Consider the following 16,818-nt stretch of genomic DNA (forward strand, 5'->3'; position numbering starts at 1 on the left):
CAAATATCTCCGGATGCACTCCGCATCGCCGCTTGAAAGCACTTGGCGTGAGTTGTTTGAGTTGTTTGTAGGTCATGCGGCTTTCCTCCTTAACCTACTTTTTCCCACCTTCCTTCCATTCACGCAAGAGGTCTAATATTTTCTTCTTCACGCGCGTGTCATATAGGCCTTGCTGACGATGTGGTCTCCATCTTGGATAAATATCGGGTACACCGACCATCCGTCGGTGACATCAAAGCAGCACCCGAAGCATTTGACAATTAGCCCTAGAGGTTTGACAGTCTCTGCACTGCGATCGCCCACTGTCCTAGCCAAGATACCCGCCTGAAAGTGATTGACCGCAGTCCAAATCCACGCCTTGTTACGTTTGTGGCAACATCCGTTTGAAGTTCATCGAGATCACTAATCTCAAGAATTTCCAAGGGACTCTGGGGCATCTGGTAGTGACAAACCTGCCGCTCAAACCCAGCGCAGGATGGTCGTGTGGTGAATGTCTGTGACTCGCGAGGGTTCCTCGCAGTCCCAAGACAAAACAGATACATTTTAAGGCACAGTCGCTTAACATCGTTGGAATACTGCCAGGGTCGGTAATGAGCTAGAAACTGGCGACCACACTGCTTGCATTTGTAGCACTGTGTACCTTGACGATGACCGTTCTTGGCCACCTCGGTTGCATTACACTTTGGACACTTCATTTCCCACCAGGGGACAGACACCTTAATTGTTCCATTTTGCCTCAAAGAGCATTATTCTCTCCACAAGGTCAAAATCATTAACGACCGAAAACTGACAACAAATAAGTAACCAAGCTCAGCAAAACTGAGTTGTGTGCCAAAATCAGGATTGATGCATACTGGGCGACCATGCTGGGAACACAACTGGGAGGGCGCTATAAAGTAGTCAAAGTCCTAGGAGCTGGAGGATTTAGTCAAACTTATATTGCTGAGGACACGCAGCGACCGGGAAACCCTAGGTGTGTCGTCAAGCACCTCAAACCTGCCCGCCAAGATCCGGCTTTTTTGCATATGGCTCGGCGGATGTTCCAAACCGAGGCAAAAACGCTTGAAAAACTGGGACATCACCAGCAAATCCCCCATCTGCTAGCTTACTTTGAAGAAGACCAACAATTTTACCTGGTGCAGGAGTTCATTGAAGGTTCTCCCCTGAGTGAGGAATTGCACCAAGGTACGTGCTTGGGCGAATCTGAAGTTATTCAGTTTTTGCAGGATGTACTGGGCATCCTAGAGTTTGTTCATGGTTATCAAGTCATCCACCGCGACATCAAGCCGAGCAATTTGATCCGGCGGCGACCGGACGGCAAATTAGTCTTAATTGACTTTGGCGCGGTCAAGGAAATCCGCACCCAGTTGACGAGTGGAACCGATCAGACCAACATTACAGTGGGAATTGGCACTCAGGGTTATGTGCCCAGCGAACAATTAGCCGGTAAGCCAAAATACAGTAGCGATATCTATGCCTTGGGGATCACTGCGATCCAACTGTTGACAGGGTTTAGACCCAACCATCTACCAGAAGATCCTGAAACCTCTGAGATTATTTGGCGGGATAAAGCCGAGGTCAGCGATCGCCTAGCAGCGATTTTAGAAAAGATGGTACGATACCACTTCCGCGATCGCTACCAGTCCGCGACAGAAGTCAGCCAAGCGATCGCTTCATTGACTGAGGTATCCTTTTCGGAAACTACGCCCGTTCCAGAAGAATTTTCTCCAGAAAATCTCGCTGACAAAAGCGGGGAAAAAATTAGCGATCGCGCGGGTGTCCTTGAGAAAAAAGCGTCGCCGATCCGTTTAGCGATCGCAAGTATCCTCGCGACTGGCTTGCTGCTGGGGGTGAGGCAACTGGGAGGCTTGCAGTCCTTGGAATTGGCAACCTTCGATCAGATGGTGCGGTTACGGTTTGCGACGCGGGTATTGGGAGACTTAGATCGTTCATCCCCGATGGAAGGGCCAGATCCTCGCCTCCTGGTCGTCGAAATCACCGAAGCAGATATCAAAGCTCAAAACAGATATCCGCTATCCGATCGGACTCTGCATCAGCTATTAGTGCAACTAGAACGGCATCAACCGCGAGTCATCGGTTTGGATATCTACCGCGATATCCCGATCGAACCCGGTCATGCAGAATTAGCCAAGCAATTGCAAAAGAGCGATCGCATCATTCCCGTCTGCAAAATCAGCGATCTCGATAATCCTGGAGTGGCACCGCCCAAAACTGTCCCAGAAGACCGCCTTGGCTTCGACGATCTGGTGATCGACCCCGATAATGCCGTTCGCCGCAGTCTTTTGTTTGCAACTTCCGATGTTGGTGCTTGTAAGACTCCCTACTCCCTAGGTGCGCGTCTGGCGCTGCGCTACCTGGAACAACTGGGAATCGAGGCACAACCGCACCCGAAAAACTATCTCCAACTCAATTCAATTGTATTCAAACCCCTAGAACCAAATTTTGGAGGATACCAGCAGGCAGATTCAGGCGGCTACCAGATCCTGCTTGATTATCGCTCTGCTCACAATATTGCCCAGCAGGTAACACTCACTGAAGTTTTAAAAGGTCAGATCAACCCAGATTGGGTTAGAGATCGCATTGTTCTGATCGGTGTCACCACACCCACGGTTGATAACGCCTTTTACACCCCCTACGGAGGTGGGCGTAAGATGTTTGGGGTAAAAGTGCAAGCACAAACCATCAGCCAAATCCTCAGTGTCGTTCTAGACAAGCGACCTTTGTTTTGGTCTTGGTCGGAATGGGTTGAGCTGTTATGGATTGTGGGATGGGCAGCCGTTGGGGGCATTTTAACTTGGCGAATCCGTCATCCCCTGCGATTGATTGCGGTTGGAACTGCAACGCTAGGCGTCTTGTTTGTGACTGGCTTCTATTTCTTTATGCAGGCAGGTTGGGTACCTGTAGCAGCACCAGCGCTGGGTTTGCTGGTTAGCGGCGGCTCCGCAGTCGTCTGTCGGCTGGCTCCAAAAAGAAGAAAACAACGACAAAACAACCCGCCCCAAAAGACGCCCCAAGAGATGGTTTCAGCACCGATAGATCACTGCCCACCAGAGGAGCGAATCCCAGCAGATACGCTATCCCCGCAGGAGGTCACTTTCCACTCAGGTTCTACACAAACAACGATGGGTGGCAGCTTAGAACCCAATCAGCGCCACTCTTTCTCGCTTGCCGCCACTGAGGGGCAGCTATTGACGGTGGCAGCGGTAGAAGGCAACGTCAATATCACTGTGATCGATCCGGAAGGGCAAACTGTCGGGACGATTACCGATGGGGCACATTGGCAAGGATTGCTGCCTTCTGATGGCAATTACAAAATTGAAGTGTACTCGCCTGATGCATCTGTTTATACAGTTAGTTTTGATGTGGGAGAGGATACAACAGAAAGTTTAAACCCCACAATTTTGACAAATTCTCACCTGAACAAATAGTTCGGCACAGCTGACGATAGATCGCCACAAAATTCAATAAGGTTGTTTTGCTGCTAATTGTTTATTGCTAATTAATGAATTGAACAATTACAGATATAGCAGTTTTATTTAAGTTTGGCGCAAGTATTCGCCTTATATTCGCATTAGTGTAGAGACAAGGATTATCGCGTCTCTATAGGGGTTCACAAATCGTTTAGAATTGCTATAGATAACGCAAGAATTTTATAGGTATAGCGGTTCTGATGTAGGGACATGGCAATGCCATGTCCCTATAAATATTGCACCCAATTGAGGACTATGAAGTGGACGCTCTAATAATTATTAGGAGGGACAAAGCCCCCGTAAAAAGGGGTAAAAGACGGAGTGGTTGCAGACATCTTGCCGCATTTACAAAGCCATTTTACAAGGTGACTACTGCTTTGCGATCGCGCTCCTTCACCTCGCATTGCTGAATTATGTTCCGATAGCTGTTGTCACGTATACAAAGAAAATTCATAAAACCTAAACTGCCTTCTCTGCCAAGTATAAACAAGCAAGTTAGTTTATCTTGGGGAAAGAAGAGTTCAAGATAGGCACCTCAAACTACATTTTTCCCTTGACGAACCCACACGGAATTGTCATCTTTAATGAAGAAAAATACCTATTCTAAAGAGAGAGGATAAATCATGGAATGAGTATTGTACCGACTCAACTTGCTCAATCTCAAGCAGATGCTTCTGATGATTATTGGCAGCAATGCCAACTCAAGGCTCAGTTATCCATTAGTTTCAGTTTCGAGTTTTCGCCGAATGCACTTGAGGGGTTGCAGCAAAGGATAAAACTGCGAAGCTTGTCTGACCGTATCTTTATGAATTGGAAATAACTCCGGATTATAGCCAAAGATCGTTATATGTGGAAGCTTTTAAAAGAAATATTCTCATCAGAACAATTCATCCCTCACGGTCACTGCTACCTTTGGCAAACGAAACTGGTATGGCTTCACCTGGTTTCTGACTTATTGATTGCGATCGCCTATTTCTCGATTCCGGCGATGCTCATCTACTTCATCCACAAGCGGAAAGATATTCCCTTTCAAGGGATATTTGCCTTATTTGGAGCCTTTATTATTCTCTGCGGTACCGGGCACCTGATGGAAATCTGGACGCTTTGGCATCCGGTTTACTGGCTGACAGGAATTGAGCAAGCGATGACTGCCTTGGTTTCTTGCTACACGGCTCTACAAATGGTAACGCTGTTGCCGCAATTCTTGGCTTTGAAAACGCCAGAACAACTAGAGACTCTCAACCGGGAACTTCAGAGCGAGATTGCAATCCGGGTGCAGGCAGAAGAAGCATTACGCCGCGTCAACGATGAGTTAGAAAATCGGGTCAGCGATCGCACTGCCGAATTATCAAAAACCCTGCATACCCTCCAATCTGAAATTGCCGAACACAAACGGACACAGCAGGAGTTACTCCAGAGTCAGCATTTCATTGAGCGGATTGCCGAAGCCAGCCCCAATGTTTTGTTTCTCTACGATCTGATCGAGCAACGCAATGTCTATATCAATCGTGAAATCGCCGCAACTTTAGGATATACGCCCGAAGAAATTCAAGAACCGGGGTTAGATTTCCAAAACCTGATGCATCCTGACGATTTTGCCAGACTGCCGGAATATTTCCAACAATTCGAGGATGCCTCTGACAGTGAAATCTTTGAGAACGAGTACCGGATGAGGCATCGAAACGGAGAATGGCGGACTCTGCTGAACCGGGATACTCTGTTTGCCAGAACCTCTGACGGCAAGGTGAAACAGATTCTTGGCACGACGAGCGATATCACTGAAAGAAAGCAAGCAGAAGTTGAAATTCGTCTGTTGCTGGAAGCCACCCAAGCCATCAATCGCTCTGTTGACGTAGATACTGCTTTAGCAATTATTCTGCGATTAATTTGTACGACAATCGGCTGGGATGTTGGAGAAACTTGGGTTCCAACTGAGGATGGTACGGTTTTAAAAAATAGTCCGGGTTGGTATGGGTGCGATAGCGAAGCGGTAGTCGCCTTGGGACATCGCTCGGTTGAAGAATTCCGATGTCATAGCGAAACAGTCACCTTTACCGCCAACGTTGGGCTGCCAGGGCGCGTTTGGTCATCTCAGAAACCAGAATGGGTAGAAGATGTTTCCGCAACCACACAGGAAACCTTTGCGCGATCGCAAATCGCCGCAAAAGTTGGATTAAAAACAGGTTTGGGCGTGCCAATCCTTGCCAATCAGCGAGTGTTGGCAGTTTTAGTTTTCTTTAAGCGGAGCAAAAGTGCAGAAGATCGGCATTTGTTTGAGCTAGTGAATGCGGTTGCGGCTCAATTGGGTTGGCTGATTGAACGCAAACTTGCCGAAGCCGCTCTCAGAAGCAGCGAAGAACGGCTGCAAATGGCGTTAGATGGGAGCGCCTTAGGGATATGGGATTGGAATTTAACGACCGGAGAGATGTATTTTGACCGGCAATGGAAGAAGATGCTGGGGTATGAGCCAGAGGAGATTGAGAACAGTTATCAATTCTGGGAGCGGTTGGTGCATCCAGAGGATACCGCTAGCGCGATAGACGCTTTAACCTCGCATCGGGAAGGTAAAACACCCGTTTCCGAAATTGAATTGCGGATGCGCTCAAAATCAGGCGAGTGGAAGTGGATTTTGTGTCATGGCAAGGTGATGGAGCGCGATCGCTCTGGTGTGGCGCTGCGGATGACGGGGACGCATAAAGACGTTAGCGATCGCATTGCCTTAGAACGAGAACTTGCCTTGCGGGAAGCTCGCCTGAATGCCTTTTTCAGCTCGGCTCCTGTCGGATTGAGCATCATGGACAAGGAACTGCGATTTGTGCAAATCAACGAACTCCTGGCAGAGGTGAATGGTTTCCCGGCGGGTGACATGATTGGCAAGACTATCCGTGAAGTCATCCCCGATGTCGCCCCTAAGTTGGAACCGCTCTATCAGCGAATGTTCGCAACGGGCGAATCCATTCTCAACCAAGAAATTAGCGGTGAAGTACCGAGCCAACCGGGGATTGTGCGAGACTGGATGGTTTCTTTCTTTCCCATACCAGACGAGGATAATCAGCTCACTGGTATCGGGGCAGTGGTGATGGAAATCACTGCTCGCAAACAAGCGGAGGTGGCACTAAGGTTGGCAACTGAACGCCTGCAACATCTGCTCACCTCTAGTCCGGGGATTATTTATAGCTGCAAGGCATCGGGGAATTATGACATCACCTTTGTCAGTGAGAATATCAAGACAGTTTTAGGCTATGAAGCCCAGGAATTTCTCGAAGATGCAACTTTTTGGGCAAGCCACATTCATCCAGAAGATGTTACTCACGTCTTTGCTGAATTACCGCAACTGTTTGTTATAGGAGATTACACCCACGAATACCGTTTTTTACACAAAGACGGAACTTATCGCTGGCTCTACGATCAACTTGAGCTGATCGTAGATGCATCTGGCAACCCCATCGAGATCGTTGGGTATTCGTTAGACATCAGCGATCGCAAGCGCTCAGAAGATCGGCTGCGACTGCTTGAGCGAGCGATCGCCGCTTCTAGCAATGGTATTGTAATTAGCGATGCCCAACTGCCCGATACCCCAGTGATTTACGTCAATCCAGCTTTTGAGTCCATCACGGGTTACTCGGTATCAGCAACTCTGGGCAAAAATTGCCGCTTTTTACAGGGACCCGACACCGCCCAACCCGCTCTTGAGGAGCTGCGGCTGGCACTGCGCGAAGAAAGAGAGTGTCGCGTCGTACTGCGGAACTATCGCCAAGACGGCAGCTTATTTTGGAATGAATTTTCTATTGCGCCGGTGCGAGATGCTTTAGGACGCTTGACTCACTATGTGGGGATTCAAGCGGATATCACCGAGGAGCGAATGGCAGTAGAAGCGCTGACCAATCAATTTAGCCGGACTCTCCTGCTCAAGCAGATTACCGAAGAAATCCGCTCTAGCTTAGAACCTCAGGAAATCTTTGCCACCGCCGCTGCCCAAATTTCTCAGTTACTCAAAATCGATCGCTGCCTAATTCATACCTATGTTGCTCAACCCGAACCCAGAATTCCTGTAGTCGCTGAGTTTGTGGCTCCTGGCTATCAATCTCTGCTGTCTTTGGAGATTCCAGTTGTTGGTAATCCGCATGGCGAGAAAATGCTAGCGCAAGATGCTGCTATCTCTTCGCCAGATATTTATGCTGACCCTCTTTTAGAAGCTGCTGAGCCATTATGCCGCCAGATCGGTCTGAAGTCGATGCTATCAGTGCGAACTTCTTATCAGGGAGAACCGAATGGCGCGATTGGCTTACATCAGTGCGATCGCATCCGTCAGTGGACAGCAGACGAGATTGAACTATTAGAGTCTGTTGCGGCTCAAGTCGGGATTGCGATCGCTCAAGCTTCTCTCTTAGAGCAGGAAAAACAACAGCGTGCCTATCTCGACTGCCAAAATCAACAGCTACAGCAAGAAATTAGAGTTCGTCAACAGGCACAAGAAGAGCTTGTCAATACTCAAAGCGAACTGCGGCGGCAGTTAGTCGCAGTAGAGTCGGCATTGGATGGTATGGCGATTCTCAATGCCCAGGATGAGTACATCTATCTGAACGATGCTCATGTCAAGCTGTTTGGATACGACAGCACCACCGACCTTTTGGGTAAGACTTGGCGCGAACTTTATCAACCAGATGAAATCAATCGCCTAGAGCGAGAAGTGGTTCCCCTGCTGATCCGGGACGGAGAATGGTGTGGAGAAGCGATCGGTAAAAAGCAGGATGGAAGCACCTTTTTCCTAGAACTTTCTCTGACTTTCACCGAAGAAGGATTTCGGGTTTGCATCTGCCGCGACATTAGCGATCGCAAACAAGCGGAAATTTCTTTGCAACAGCAATTTTTGCGGGAACGGTTGGTGGGGACTATCCAAGAACGCATTCGCTCCTCTCTCAACCTAGAGGAAGTCTTGAAAACAGCAGTGGAGGAAGTCCGGCAATTTTTGTTAACCGATCGGACAATTATTTACCGCTTTAATCCAGACTGGAGCGGGGTTGTGGTTGTCGAGTCGGTGGGCGGGGATTGGATGCCAATTGTCGGCAGCAATATTGAAGACGAATGCTTTGTGGAAGCCTATGTCCCCCTTTACCAGGAAGGTCGCATTCGAGCGATCGCGGATATTCACAACGCAGGTCTAAATGAGTGCCACATTGATTTACTTCAGCAGTTTGAGGTGAAAGCTAACCTAATCGTTCCCATTTTGCAAGGGGAACGATTATGGGGACTGCTAATTGCTCAGCACTGTCAAAGTCCCAGGCAGTGGCACCCCTCCGAGATCCAATGTCTTAGCCAGTTATCTGTGCAATTGGCGATCGCTATCCAGCAATGCACGCTTTTTGAAAAAGCCACCACTGAAATCATCGAGCGCAAACGGGTAGAGGAAGCATTACAACGGAGCAATAGCCGTTATCAAAATTTAGCAACAAACATACCGGGCATGATTTATCAATTTATGATGCGCCCGGATGGGATGATGAGTTTTCCGTATATCAGCCCCGTTTGCCAAGACATCTTTGGTGTTTCTCCAGAGGCGGTTCAGCAGAATATTTCTTTGATATTTGATGTAGTTCATCCTGATGACTTATCCAATGTCATTGAATCGATCGCTGTTTCAGCAAATACCCTAAAACATTGGCATGGCATCTGGCGAATTATCGTGCAAGGGAACATCAAATGGATTCAAGGGGATTCTCGACCGGAAAAGCAAGCGGATGGGAATATCCTCTGGGATGGTTTGATGATCGATATTAGCGATCGCTTTCAGGCTGAGGCAGAATTACGCAGAGCCAAAGAAGCTGCTGAGGTTGCCAACCACGCCAAAAGTCAATTCCTCGCTAATATGAGCCACGAACTGAGAACGCCACTCAATGCCGTCCTCGGCTTTACTCAAGTGATGAACCTCGACTCATCTCTATCCAAAGAGCATCAGGAATATCTAGGAATCATTAATCGAAGTGGCGAGCATCTGCTGGAATTAATCAACGACATTCTAGAAATGTCCAAAATTGAGGCTGGCAGAACGACCGTTCATGAAAATAGCTTTGACTTAATTCGCCTCTTGGAAAACCTAGAAGAGATGTTTCGATTAAAAGCGAAATCAAAGGGATTACAGCTCATCCTAGACTATGCCCCCGATATTCCTCAATACGTGCAAACAGATGAAAGTAAATTGCGGCAAATCTTGATGAATCTCCTCGGAAATGCCATCAAATTTACTTCATCCGGCGGTATCACCTTGCGAGTTAAAAAGGAAATCGATAATCCGCAAAAATCTCATTCCCCATTATCCATTTCCAATCACCTTTTGGTGTTTGAAGTCGAAGACACTGGCCCCGGTATTTCCCCACAAGAAATAGACAAATTATTTGAAGCTTTTTCCCAAACAGAAACAGGTCGGAAATCTCAGCAAGGAACTGGATTAGGTCTACCGATTAGCCGCAAATTTGTGCAACTTCTGGGGGGAGAAATCGCAGTTAGCAGCCAACTAGACAGGGGAACCCGATTTTCCTTTGATATCCAGATTCGTCAAGCTGAACTGAGTGAGATTCAGACGACGCAGCCAAAACCCACGGTGATTGGTTTAGCACCAAACCAACTTCAATATCGCATCTTAGTGGTAGAAGACCGTCTAGAAAGTCGCATCCTGCTGGTCAAAGTCCTGACTGATGTTGGGTTTGAAGTGCGCGAAGCCGAAAATGGTCTAGAGGCAGTTGCTCTGTGGAAGACTTGGCAGCCGCACCTGATCTGGATGGATATGCGGATGCCGGTGATGGACGGGTATGAAGCCACCAGACGCATTAAAGCGGATGAGAATGGTCAGGCGGTAGTCATTATTGCCATAACTGCTAGTGCCTTTGAAGAGCAGCGAAATCTGATTTTGTCAACTGGCTGTGATGATTTTATCCGCAAACCTTTTCGGAATGAAATCATCTTTGAAAAAATGGCTCAACATTTAGGGGTGCGTTATCGTTATGAAGAGTTACTAGACAGTAGAAGTCTCCTCTCCCCGCGTCTTGGGGGAGATGCGGAAGCCTCAACACCAAATCCATCCTTTCTCCTGACTTCTTCATGCTTCCAAGAGATGCCTGTTGAGTGGGTTGCAGCTCTACATCAAGCCGCGATTGAGGCAGATGCGGAGTTGATTTTGAACCTCGCCGAGCAAATCGTCGAGTCAAATGCTCCAATATTCAATGCTCTGGTGGATTTCGTCAACAATTTTCAGTTTGAAGAGATTACTAATTTAACCGAACAAGTTGTCTAATGAATAGCGATCGCGTATTTCCACTAAACGGAAATATTCTACTGGTTGACGATACGCCAAACAATCTGCGGCTTCTGTCCGATTTGTTAAGCCATGAGGGGTACAAAGTTCGCAGCGTCACGAACGGGCAAACTGCTCTGAAAGCGTGTCAGGCAAAACCGCCGGATCTGATTTTGCTCGACATCAATATGCCTTACATGAATGGCTATGAGGTCTGCGAAAAACTGAAAGCTGATGAGCAAACCCGCGAGATTCCCGTAATTTTCTTAAGCGCTCTTGATGAGGCGATTGACAAGGTAAAAGCTTTTACGGTTGGCGGTATAGATTACATCAGCAAGCCGTTTCAGATAGAAGAAGTTTTAGTCCGTGTCAAGAATCAACTAGCTCTGAGGGAAGCACAAGTCAGAGTCCTGCAACTGAATACAGAGCTTGAAAATCGGGTTAAGGAACGTACCAGTCAGTTAGAAAGGACAAATCAAGAACTCAATGAGGAAATTCTTGAGCGCAAGCGAATCCAGAGCCAACTTCTAGAGATGGCGTTGCACGATCCGTTAACTGGCTTGCCCAACCGGACTGTCTTCATGGAGCGTCTAACAAATGCACTCAGCCGGGCTAAGTACGAGACAGATTATCAGTTCGCGGTGTTATTTCTCGATTGCGATCGCTTCAAAGTCGTCAACGATTCTCTCGGTCATCTGGTAGGAGATGAATTGCTGATTGCATTTGCCAAGCGTATCCAAAAGGCTCTCGCCAGAAGACTCGAACCCTGCCTGAACGTCGTGAATACGCTAACGCGATTAGGCGGCGATGAATTTGCCATCATCGTTGAACAAATCAATGATGTCTGCACCGCTACCCTAGTTGCCGATCAAATTCTTCAAGACCTCTCCCATCCTTTTCACCTATCGAGACATGAAGTATTTATGAGCGCCAGTATTGGCATCGCTCTAGGAAATATTAACTATGAACAACCCGAATATCTGTTGCGCGATGCAGATACCGCCATGTATCATGCCAAGACCTGCGGCAAAGCTCGCTATCACGTTTTCGACCCAACGATGCACCAGGAAGCGCTCCAGCTTTTACAGCTAGAAACCGACCTGCGAAAGGCTATAAATCAACAAGAATTTCAAGTTTATTATCAGCCGATTGTTTCACTCAATACCGGCAAAATTGCTGGATTTGAAGCGCTGGTACGCTGGAATCATCCCCATCGCGGCTTTATTTCTCCATTGGACTTCATTCCAATTGCCGAAGAAACAGGTTTGATTACCCAAATTGATACTTGGGTGATGCGGGAAGCTTGCCAGCAATTAAAAATTTGGCAAGAACAAAAACTCACACAAGAATCTCTAACAATTAGCGTTAATCTTTCAGGTCGGCAGTTTTCCCAGTCTAACTTAATTGAGCAAATTGACGAAATTTTCCAAAAAACTCAACTAAGTCCACAAAGCTTAAAACTGGAAATTACAGAAAGTGTCCTGATAAATAATAGCGAATCAGCAATGGCAATTATTCAGGAACTCAAGAAGCGTGAAATTCAGTTAAGTCTGGATGACTTCGGAACGGGTTATTCTTCTTTAAGTTACTTGCATTGTTTTCCAATTAATACTCTGAAGATTGACAAATCTTTTGTCAACCGGATGGAAAGTAGTCAAGAAAATATGGGGTTAGTTCCCGCAATTATGAGAATGGCTCATACGATGGGGATAAGTGTGATTGCTGAAGGGATAGAAACTTCCGAACAATTATCACAATTGAGAGCGCTCAATTGTGATTTTGGGCAAGGATATTTGTTTTCTAAACCTGTAGAAAGTAAATTAGCTTCAGAAATGATTAAAGTAAATCCTCAATGGTAATCATCATCTAGTGTCATTTGTTTTTATTATAAAAAATACATTTAATCCACGGAGTATACAAAATAAATTTCATCTAGGGAGTGTACATCTGCTTGTATTTCTCCCTCGGTTAAAAGCTACCGGGTATACACAAGTCTTCTTGAACTTGCAAGTCCCGTTTTGATCCCTCAAACCCCCGTGCTATCGCACCGCTACGCAAGTCAAAAGGGAGGGAATAAAGTCAAAGTCCCCCTGAAAAAGGGGGATTTAGGGGGATCAATCAACGTTTTGCACTTAATCAAATTGATGTGTGTACATGGTAGCCCTTAAAGGGGGTAAAGTATTTTTTAGGTTGGCTTTTTTCCTTCAACCCAACACTCTGTTCCGTTGGGTAAGGCTTAGTCCTTCAACCCAACCGCAGATTAGTTACTTTAAAAATTTCCACAAACGCTACAATATATATCACAAGTTTGTTTAATTAATCTACTATCTTCAGGGATATATACAAAAAAGGAAACAATTCGTTAGATTTATAAAAAGTTGGACTAAAGGCTTAAACCCCTTACTCTGACAGCACAGACCTTTCCCAAATCGCACCTCTATCAACAATAGCCGCACTAAACTTTATGGTATCAACGCCTCCATCTCAAGCTTCGTCATCTCAATACGAAGTTACTAATTCAGAAGCAGAAATTGAATCTTTGGTTCTCGAAGCTAAACCAGAGAGTGATATTGATTTAGAGTTTCTATATACCAGAGATATTGAATTTCGCCAGGAAACCATTTACTTCATTGTTGTAGATCGTTTCTATGACGGCGATCCTGACAACAGCGAAGGACCAAACCCAGAACTTTACGATCCAGAGCGAAAAGATTGGGGTAAATATTGGGGTGGAGATTTACAGGGAATTATTGAAAAACTAGATTACTTAAAGGACTTAGGAGTTACCGCAGTTTGGCTTACCCCTCTGTTTGAGCAAGTGGAAGCATTATTTGTTGAGCAAGCTGCAATTCATGGCTATTGGACGAAGGATTTTAAACGGATTAATCCTCGCTTTATTGGCAAGGATGAAGAACCTTCGCTAAACAAAACTCAAGATACTAAAGATACAGTTTTTGATAGATTAGTTGCTGAGTTACACAAACGCAAGATGAAACTGGTGTTGGATATTGTGTGTAATCACAGCAACCCAGATTTCAGTGGGAAGAAGGGAGAACTCTACGACGATGGAGTAAAAATTGCTGATTTTAATGACGATAAAGATAACTGGTATCACCACTATGGTGAAGTTACCAATTGGGAAGATGAGTGGCAGGTGCAAAATTGTGAATTATCTGGTTTAGCCACCTTCAACGAAAATAATATCGAGTACCGAAACTACATTAAATCAGCCATTAAACAATGGTTAGACCGGGGAGTTGATGCTTTGCGGGTGGATACTGTAAAGCATATGCCCATCTGGTTTTGGCAAGAATTTAACGCGGATATTACCTCCCACAAACCAGATGTTTTTATCTTTGGCGAGTGGATTTTTAGCGATCCTCGAAGCGACCTTTCGGTGGAATTTGCCAATGAGTCTGGCATGACAATGCTAGATTTTGGTTTTTGTTTGGCAATCCGAGCGGCTTTGGCGCAGGGTGCTGAAGGAGGATTTCACCTGATTCAAGATGTTCTGGATCTGGATCATCGTTACTGCGGGGCGACGGAGTTGATTACATTTATTGATAATCACGATATGCCCCGCTTTCAGTCGCTGAATCCCGATCCGGAGATGCTGCGGGTAGCGATCGCTGTGATTATGACCTCCCGTGGAATTCCCTGTATCTACTACGGTACAGAACAGTATCTCCACGACGATACCAACGACGGTAACGATCCTTATAACCGTCCGATGATGGAAAATTGGGATACCGAGTCGCCCCTCTATCGAGATATCCGGTTGCTATCAGGTTTGCGGCGATTAAATCCAGCCGTATCGATGGGGAGTCAGTGGCAAAAATATCTAACTCCTGACGTTTATTGTTATGTACGACGTTACCGCGATTCTGTTGTTTTTGTGGCGATGAATCGAGGAGAAGCTGTCAAGTTGGAGGCAATTGATACGGAGTTACCAGACGGAGAACACACCGATGTTTTAATGCGGCGCAAGTTTGAAGTTACAGACGGGAAGTTGCAAGACTTGGAACTAGACGCGCGGGATGTAATTGTCATCAGTCATGTCGGGGAACGCATCAAGGGACAAACGATTGTGCGGGTGCAACTTAATGGTGTGCAGACACAGCCGGGTGAAATTGTTGTGGTAATTGGTGATTGTCCGGAGTTAGGCAATTGGGATATCTCTAAAGCGTATCCGCTAGAATTCATCAATACTAATACTTGGTTTGGTGAAATTCCCTTTAATGAAAGTGCTGGAAAGTTGATTACTTACAAGTATGCATTGTGGCGTGAAGGTCAGGCACCCTTACGCGAAAATAATGTCGGTCGTCGCTGGGTTATTGCCACGGAAGGAACGGTAAAATGGCGCGATAGATGGGCAACAGGACGGGAATCTTAAGAATTTAAACGCAAAGGTACGCTAAGGTAAGCGCAAAGGTACGCGAAGGAATGTTTAACTTTTTGTACCTTTGCAATTTTCTTTTACTAACTCTGCGTTATAAAGTTTCAGTTATTCTAAGGTTGCTAATAGTTCGAGGAAGACTCCGTTTGTCCAACCAAATCCGATTTCGTTAGAACTGTATCCGAAGAGAATTTCATGGGAAACATTGGCGGAGCAATTACAAACGTCATATTTTTCTACCAAAGTTCCGTATTTTTCAAACTCTTGGACTAGCAAAGATACAAACTTTTCCGCTAAACGATCGGCATCTTGGTGATAGCCATAGCGATGGAGTCCTTGAACTGCAATTAACTGTAAAGGTGCCCAACCAAAGGGGGCGTCCCATTGATTCCCGGTTACATGAGTGCTGGTAAGTAATCCTCCGGGTGCCTCAAATTCGGGTAAGTTTTCTACCACTCTCTTGGCTTGTTCTTCAGATGCAATTCCAGCCCATAAGGGATAAAATGTAGTGGCAAATTCATAGGGGCGACGTTTGCCAGTATGAAAGTTGTAATCAAAGTAAAGTCCGGCTTCTTCATCCCAAAGAAATCGGTCAATTAATTTGTGGCGGTTCTGAGCGCGATCGCGCCACTGATGAGCAATTTCTTCATATCCCAAAATATCGTTTATCTGGGCGGTATCTTGTTCTGTTTTATAAAGCAGAACATTCAGGCAAACGGGCGCATAGTGAATAATATCTACACTAAATGGGCCAAAGCGGTTGCTGATATCAAAACCAGATTCTCGCATGGAACGATCGCCTTTGTAGAATAAATCAGTTAAGCGATCGCTCTGGCGGTCATAATATAAATTGACATCGTAAGCTTCTACTGCAAAAGTGCGATAATATTCCCGTACTCGATCATAATGGGTTCTTCCTTCTTCATCCCGTTCGGAAATTAACACTTCCGGCGCTGGACCTTCACCTAATGCAAAATAGCGCGAAAGTCCGGTTGCTTGATTCAGGTGGGGGGGTAATGTCCAATAGTAGTAAAAACGTTCAACAGTTGGCAGTACCGATTGCAACCAGTGCTGATCCTGCGTGTGCTGGAAGAGAGCCAAAATCATTGGCGTGAGGACGGGAGGTTGCGATCGCGTCAGCATATAGGTACGATTGGAATTTAAAATCGTGCCGTAATGTTCAATTTCATAAATTAGCTGTTCCACCAAGCTTTTAGCTAATTCGATTTCTCCATCCCGCAACAACCCTAACTGAATAAAATAGCTATCCCAGCCGTACATCTCATTAAAACGACCGCCCGGAACCACATAGGCATGAGGTAAATAGAGCAATCCGTGATCTTCAATTTGTTCAACTTCTGCCGGTAACGTGCGAACTTCAATTTGATTAAATTCTTCGTTGCTCAGGACTTCTCGCAAAGATGCTTCAATGAGCGCCCTATCTTCGGCTTGCGATACATATATAGGCCACCGTTTACCTGGAATATGACCAATTTTTGGGTCGCGGGCAGCATCCAAAATATGTTCGTGAGAGCGATAGAGCGTTTTCCAAGTTTTTTTGATGTATGTTCTTACTGCCTGAATTTGTTCTAGGGAGGGAAACGATTCGGTTTGAGGGGATGATTGATTAATCACGATTTTTC

Annotated in this window: 7 protein-coding genes; 6 read left to right on the top strand and 1 reads right to left on the bottom strand. The window is 46.0% G+C overall.

The genetic code is table 11. From position 1 onward, the window contains the following. Positions 1–178 precede the first annotated feature (178 nt). The 6 genes from H6H02_RS27340 (at position 179) to H6H02_RS23165 (ending at position 15,172) form a co-directional block, all read left to right on the top strand. Positions 179–328 (top strand): hypothetical protein, encoded by a 150-nt coding sequence (locus H6H02_RS27340; protein WP_242040841.1) that lies wholly within the window; start codon positions 179–181, stop codon positions 326–328. Positions 329–863: 535 nt separating this feature from the next. Then, positions 864–3,449 carry a CHASE2 domain-containing protein gene (locus tag H6H02_RS23145; protein WP_190822219.1) on the top strand — a complete coding sequence of 862 codons (2,586 nt, stop codon included), beginning with the start codon at positions 864–866 and terminating at the stop codon, positions 3,447–3,449. 670 nt (positions 3,450–4,119) lie between these two features. Continuing rightward, a complete protein-coding gene (locus H6H02_RS23150; RefSeq protein ID WP_190822221.1) occupies positions 4,120–4,311 on the top strand; it encodes a hypothetical protein in 192 nt (63 codons plus the stop codon). 27 nt (positions 4,312–4,338) lie between these two features. Next, on the top strand, positions 4,339–10,779 hold the full coding sequence (locus tag H6H02_RS23155; protein ID WP_190822223.1) for a PAS domain-containing protein: 6,441 nt from the start codon (positions 4,339–4,341) through the stop codon (positions 10,777–10,779). Beyond that, positions 10,779–12,638, top strand: coding sequence for a GGDEF domain-containing response regulator (locus H6H02_RS23160; RefSeq protein ID WP_190822225.1), 1,860 nt, complete (start codon positions 10,779–10,781; stop codon positions 12,636–12,638). The genes H6H02_RS23155 and H6H02_RS23160 overlap by 1 nt, the downstream gene beginning before the upstream one ends. 605 nt (positions 12,639–13,243) lie before the next feature. Continuing rightward, complete coding sequence (locus H6H02_RS23165; protein WP_190822228.1) at positions 13,244–15,172, top strand: alpha-amylase family glycosyl hydrolase; 1,929 nt, start codon at positions 13,244–13,246, stop codon at positions 15,170–15,172. A gap of 111 nt (positions 15,173–15,283) precedes the next feature. Here the strand turns inward: H6H02_RS23165 and H6H02_RS23170 are convergent, their stop codons facing one another. After that, positions 15,284–16,810: a trehalase family glycosidase gene (locus H6H02_RS23170; protein WP_347342641.1), complete on the bottom strand. Its 1,527-nt coding sequence runs from the start codon at positions 16,808–16,810 to the stop codon at positions 15,284–15,286. Positions 16,811–16,818: the final 8 nt, after the last annotated feature.

Origin of the sequence: Coleofasciculus sp. FACHB-1120 (genome assembly GCF_014698845.1) — a bacterium.
Lineage (GTDB): Bacteria > Cyanobacteriota > Cyanobacteriia > Cyanobacteriales > FACHB-T130 > FACHB-T130.

What these genes read in the sequence shown, in the direction of transcription:
- H6H02_RS27340 (WP_242040841.1), top strand. Translation starts at nt 179, where the DNA reads ATGTGGTCTCCATCTTGGATAAATATCGGGTACACCGACCATCCGTCG.
- H6H02_RS23145 (WP_190822219.1), top strand. Translation starts at nt 864, where the DNA reads ATGCTGGGAACACAACTGGGAGGGCGCTATAAAGTAGTCAAAGTCCTA.
- H6H02_RS23150 (WP_190822221.1), top strand. Translation starts at nt 4,120, where the DNA reads ATGAGTATTGTACCGACTCAACTTGCTCAATCTCAAGCAGATGCTTCT.
- H6H02_RS23155 (WP_190822223.1), top strand. Translation starts at nt 4,339, where the DNA reads ATGTGGAAGCTTTTAAAAGAAATATTCTCATCAGAACAATTCATCCCT.
- H6H02_RS23160 (WP_190822225.1), top strand. Translation starts at nt 10,779, where the DNA reads ATGAATAGCGATCGCGTATTTCCACTAAACGGAAATATTCTACTGGTT.
- H6H02_RS23165 (WP_190822228.1), top strand. Translation starts at nt 13,244, where the DNA reads ATGGTATCAACGCCTCCATCTCAAGCTTCGTCATCTCAATACGAAGTT.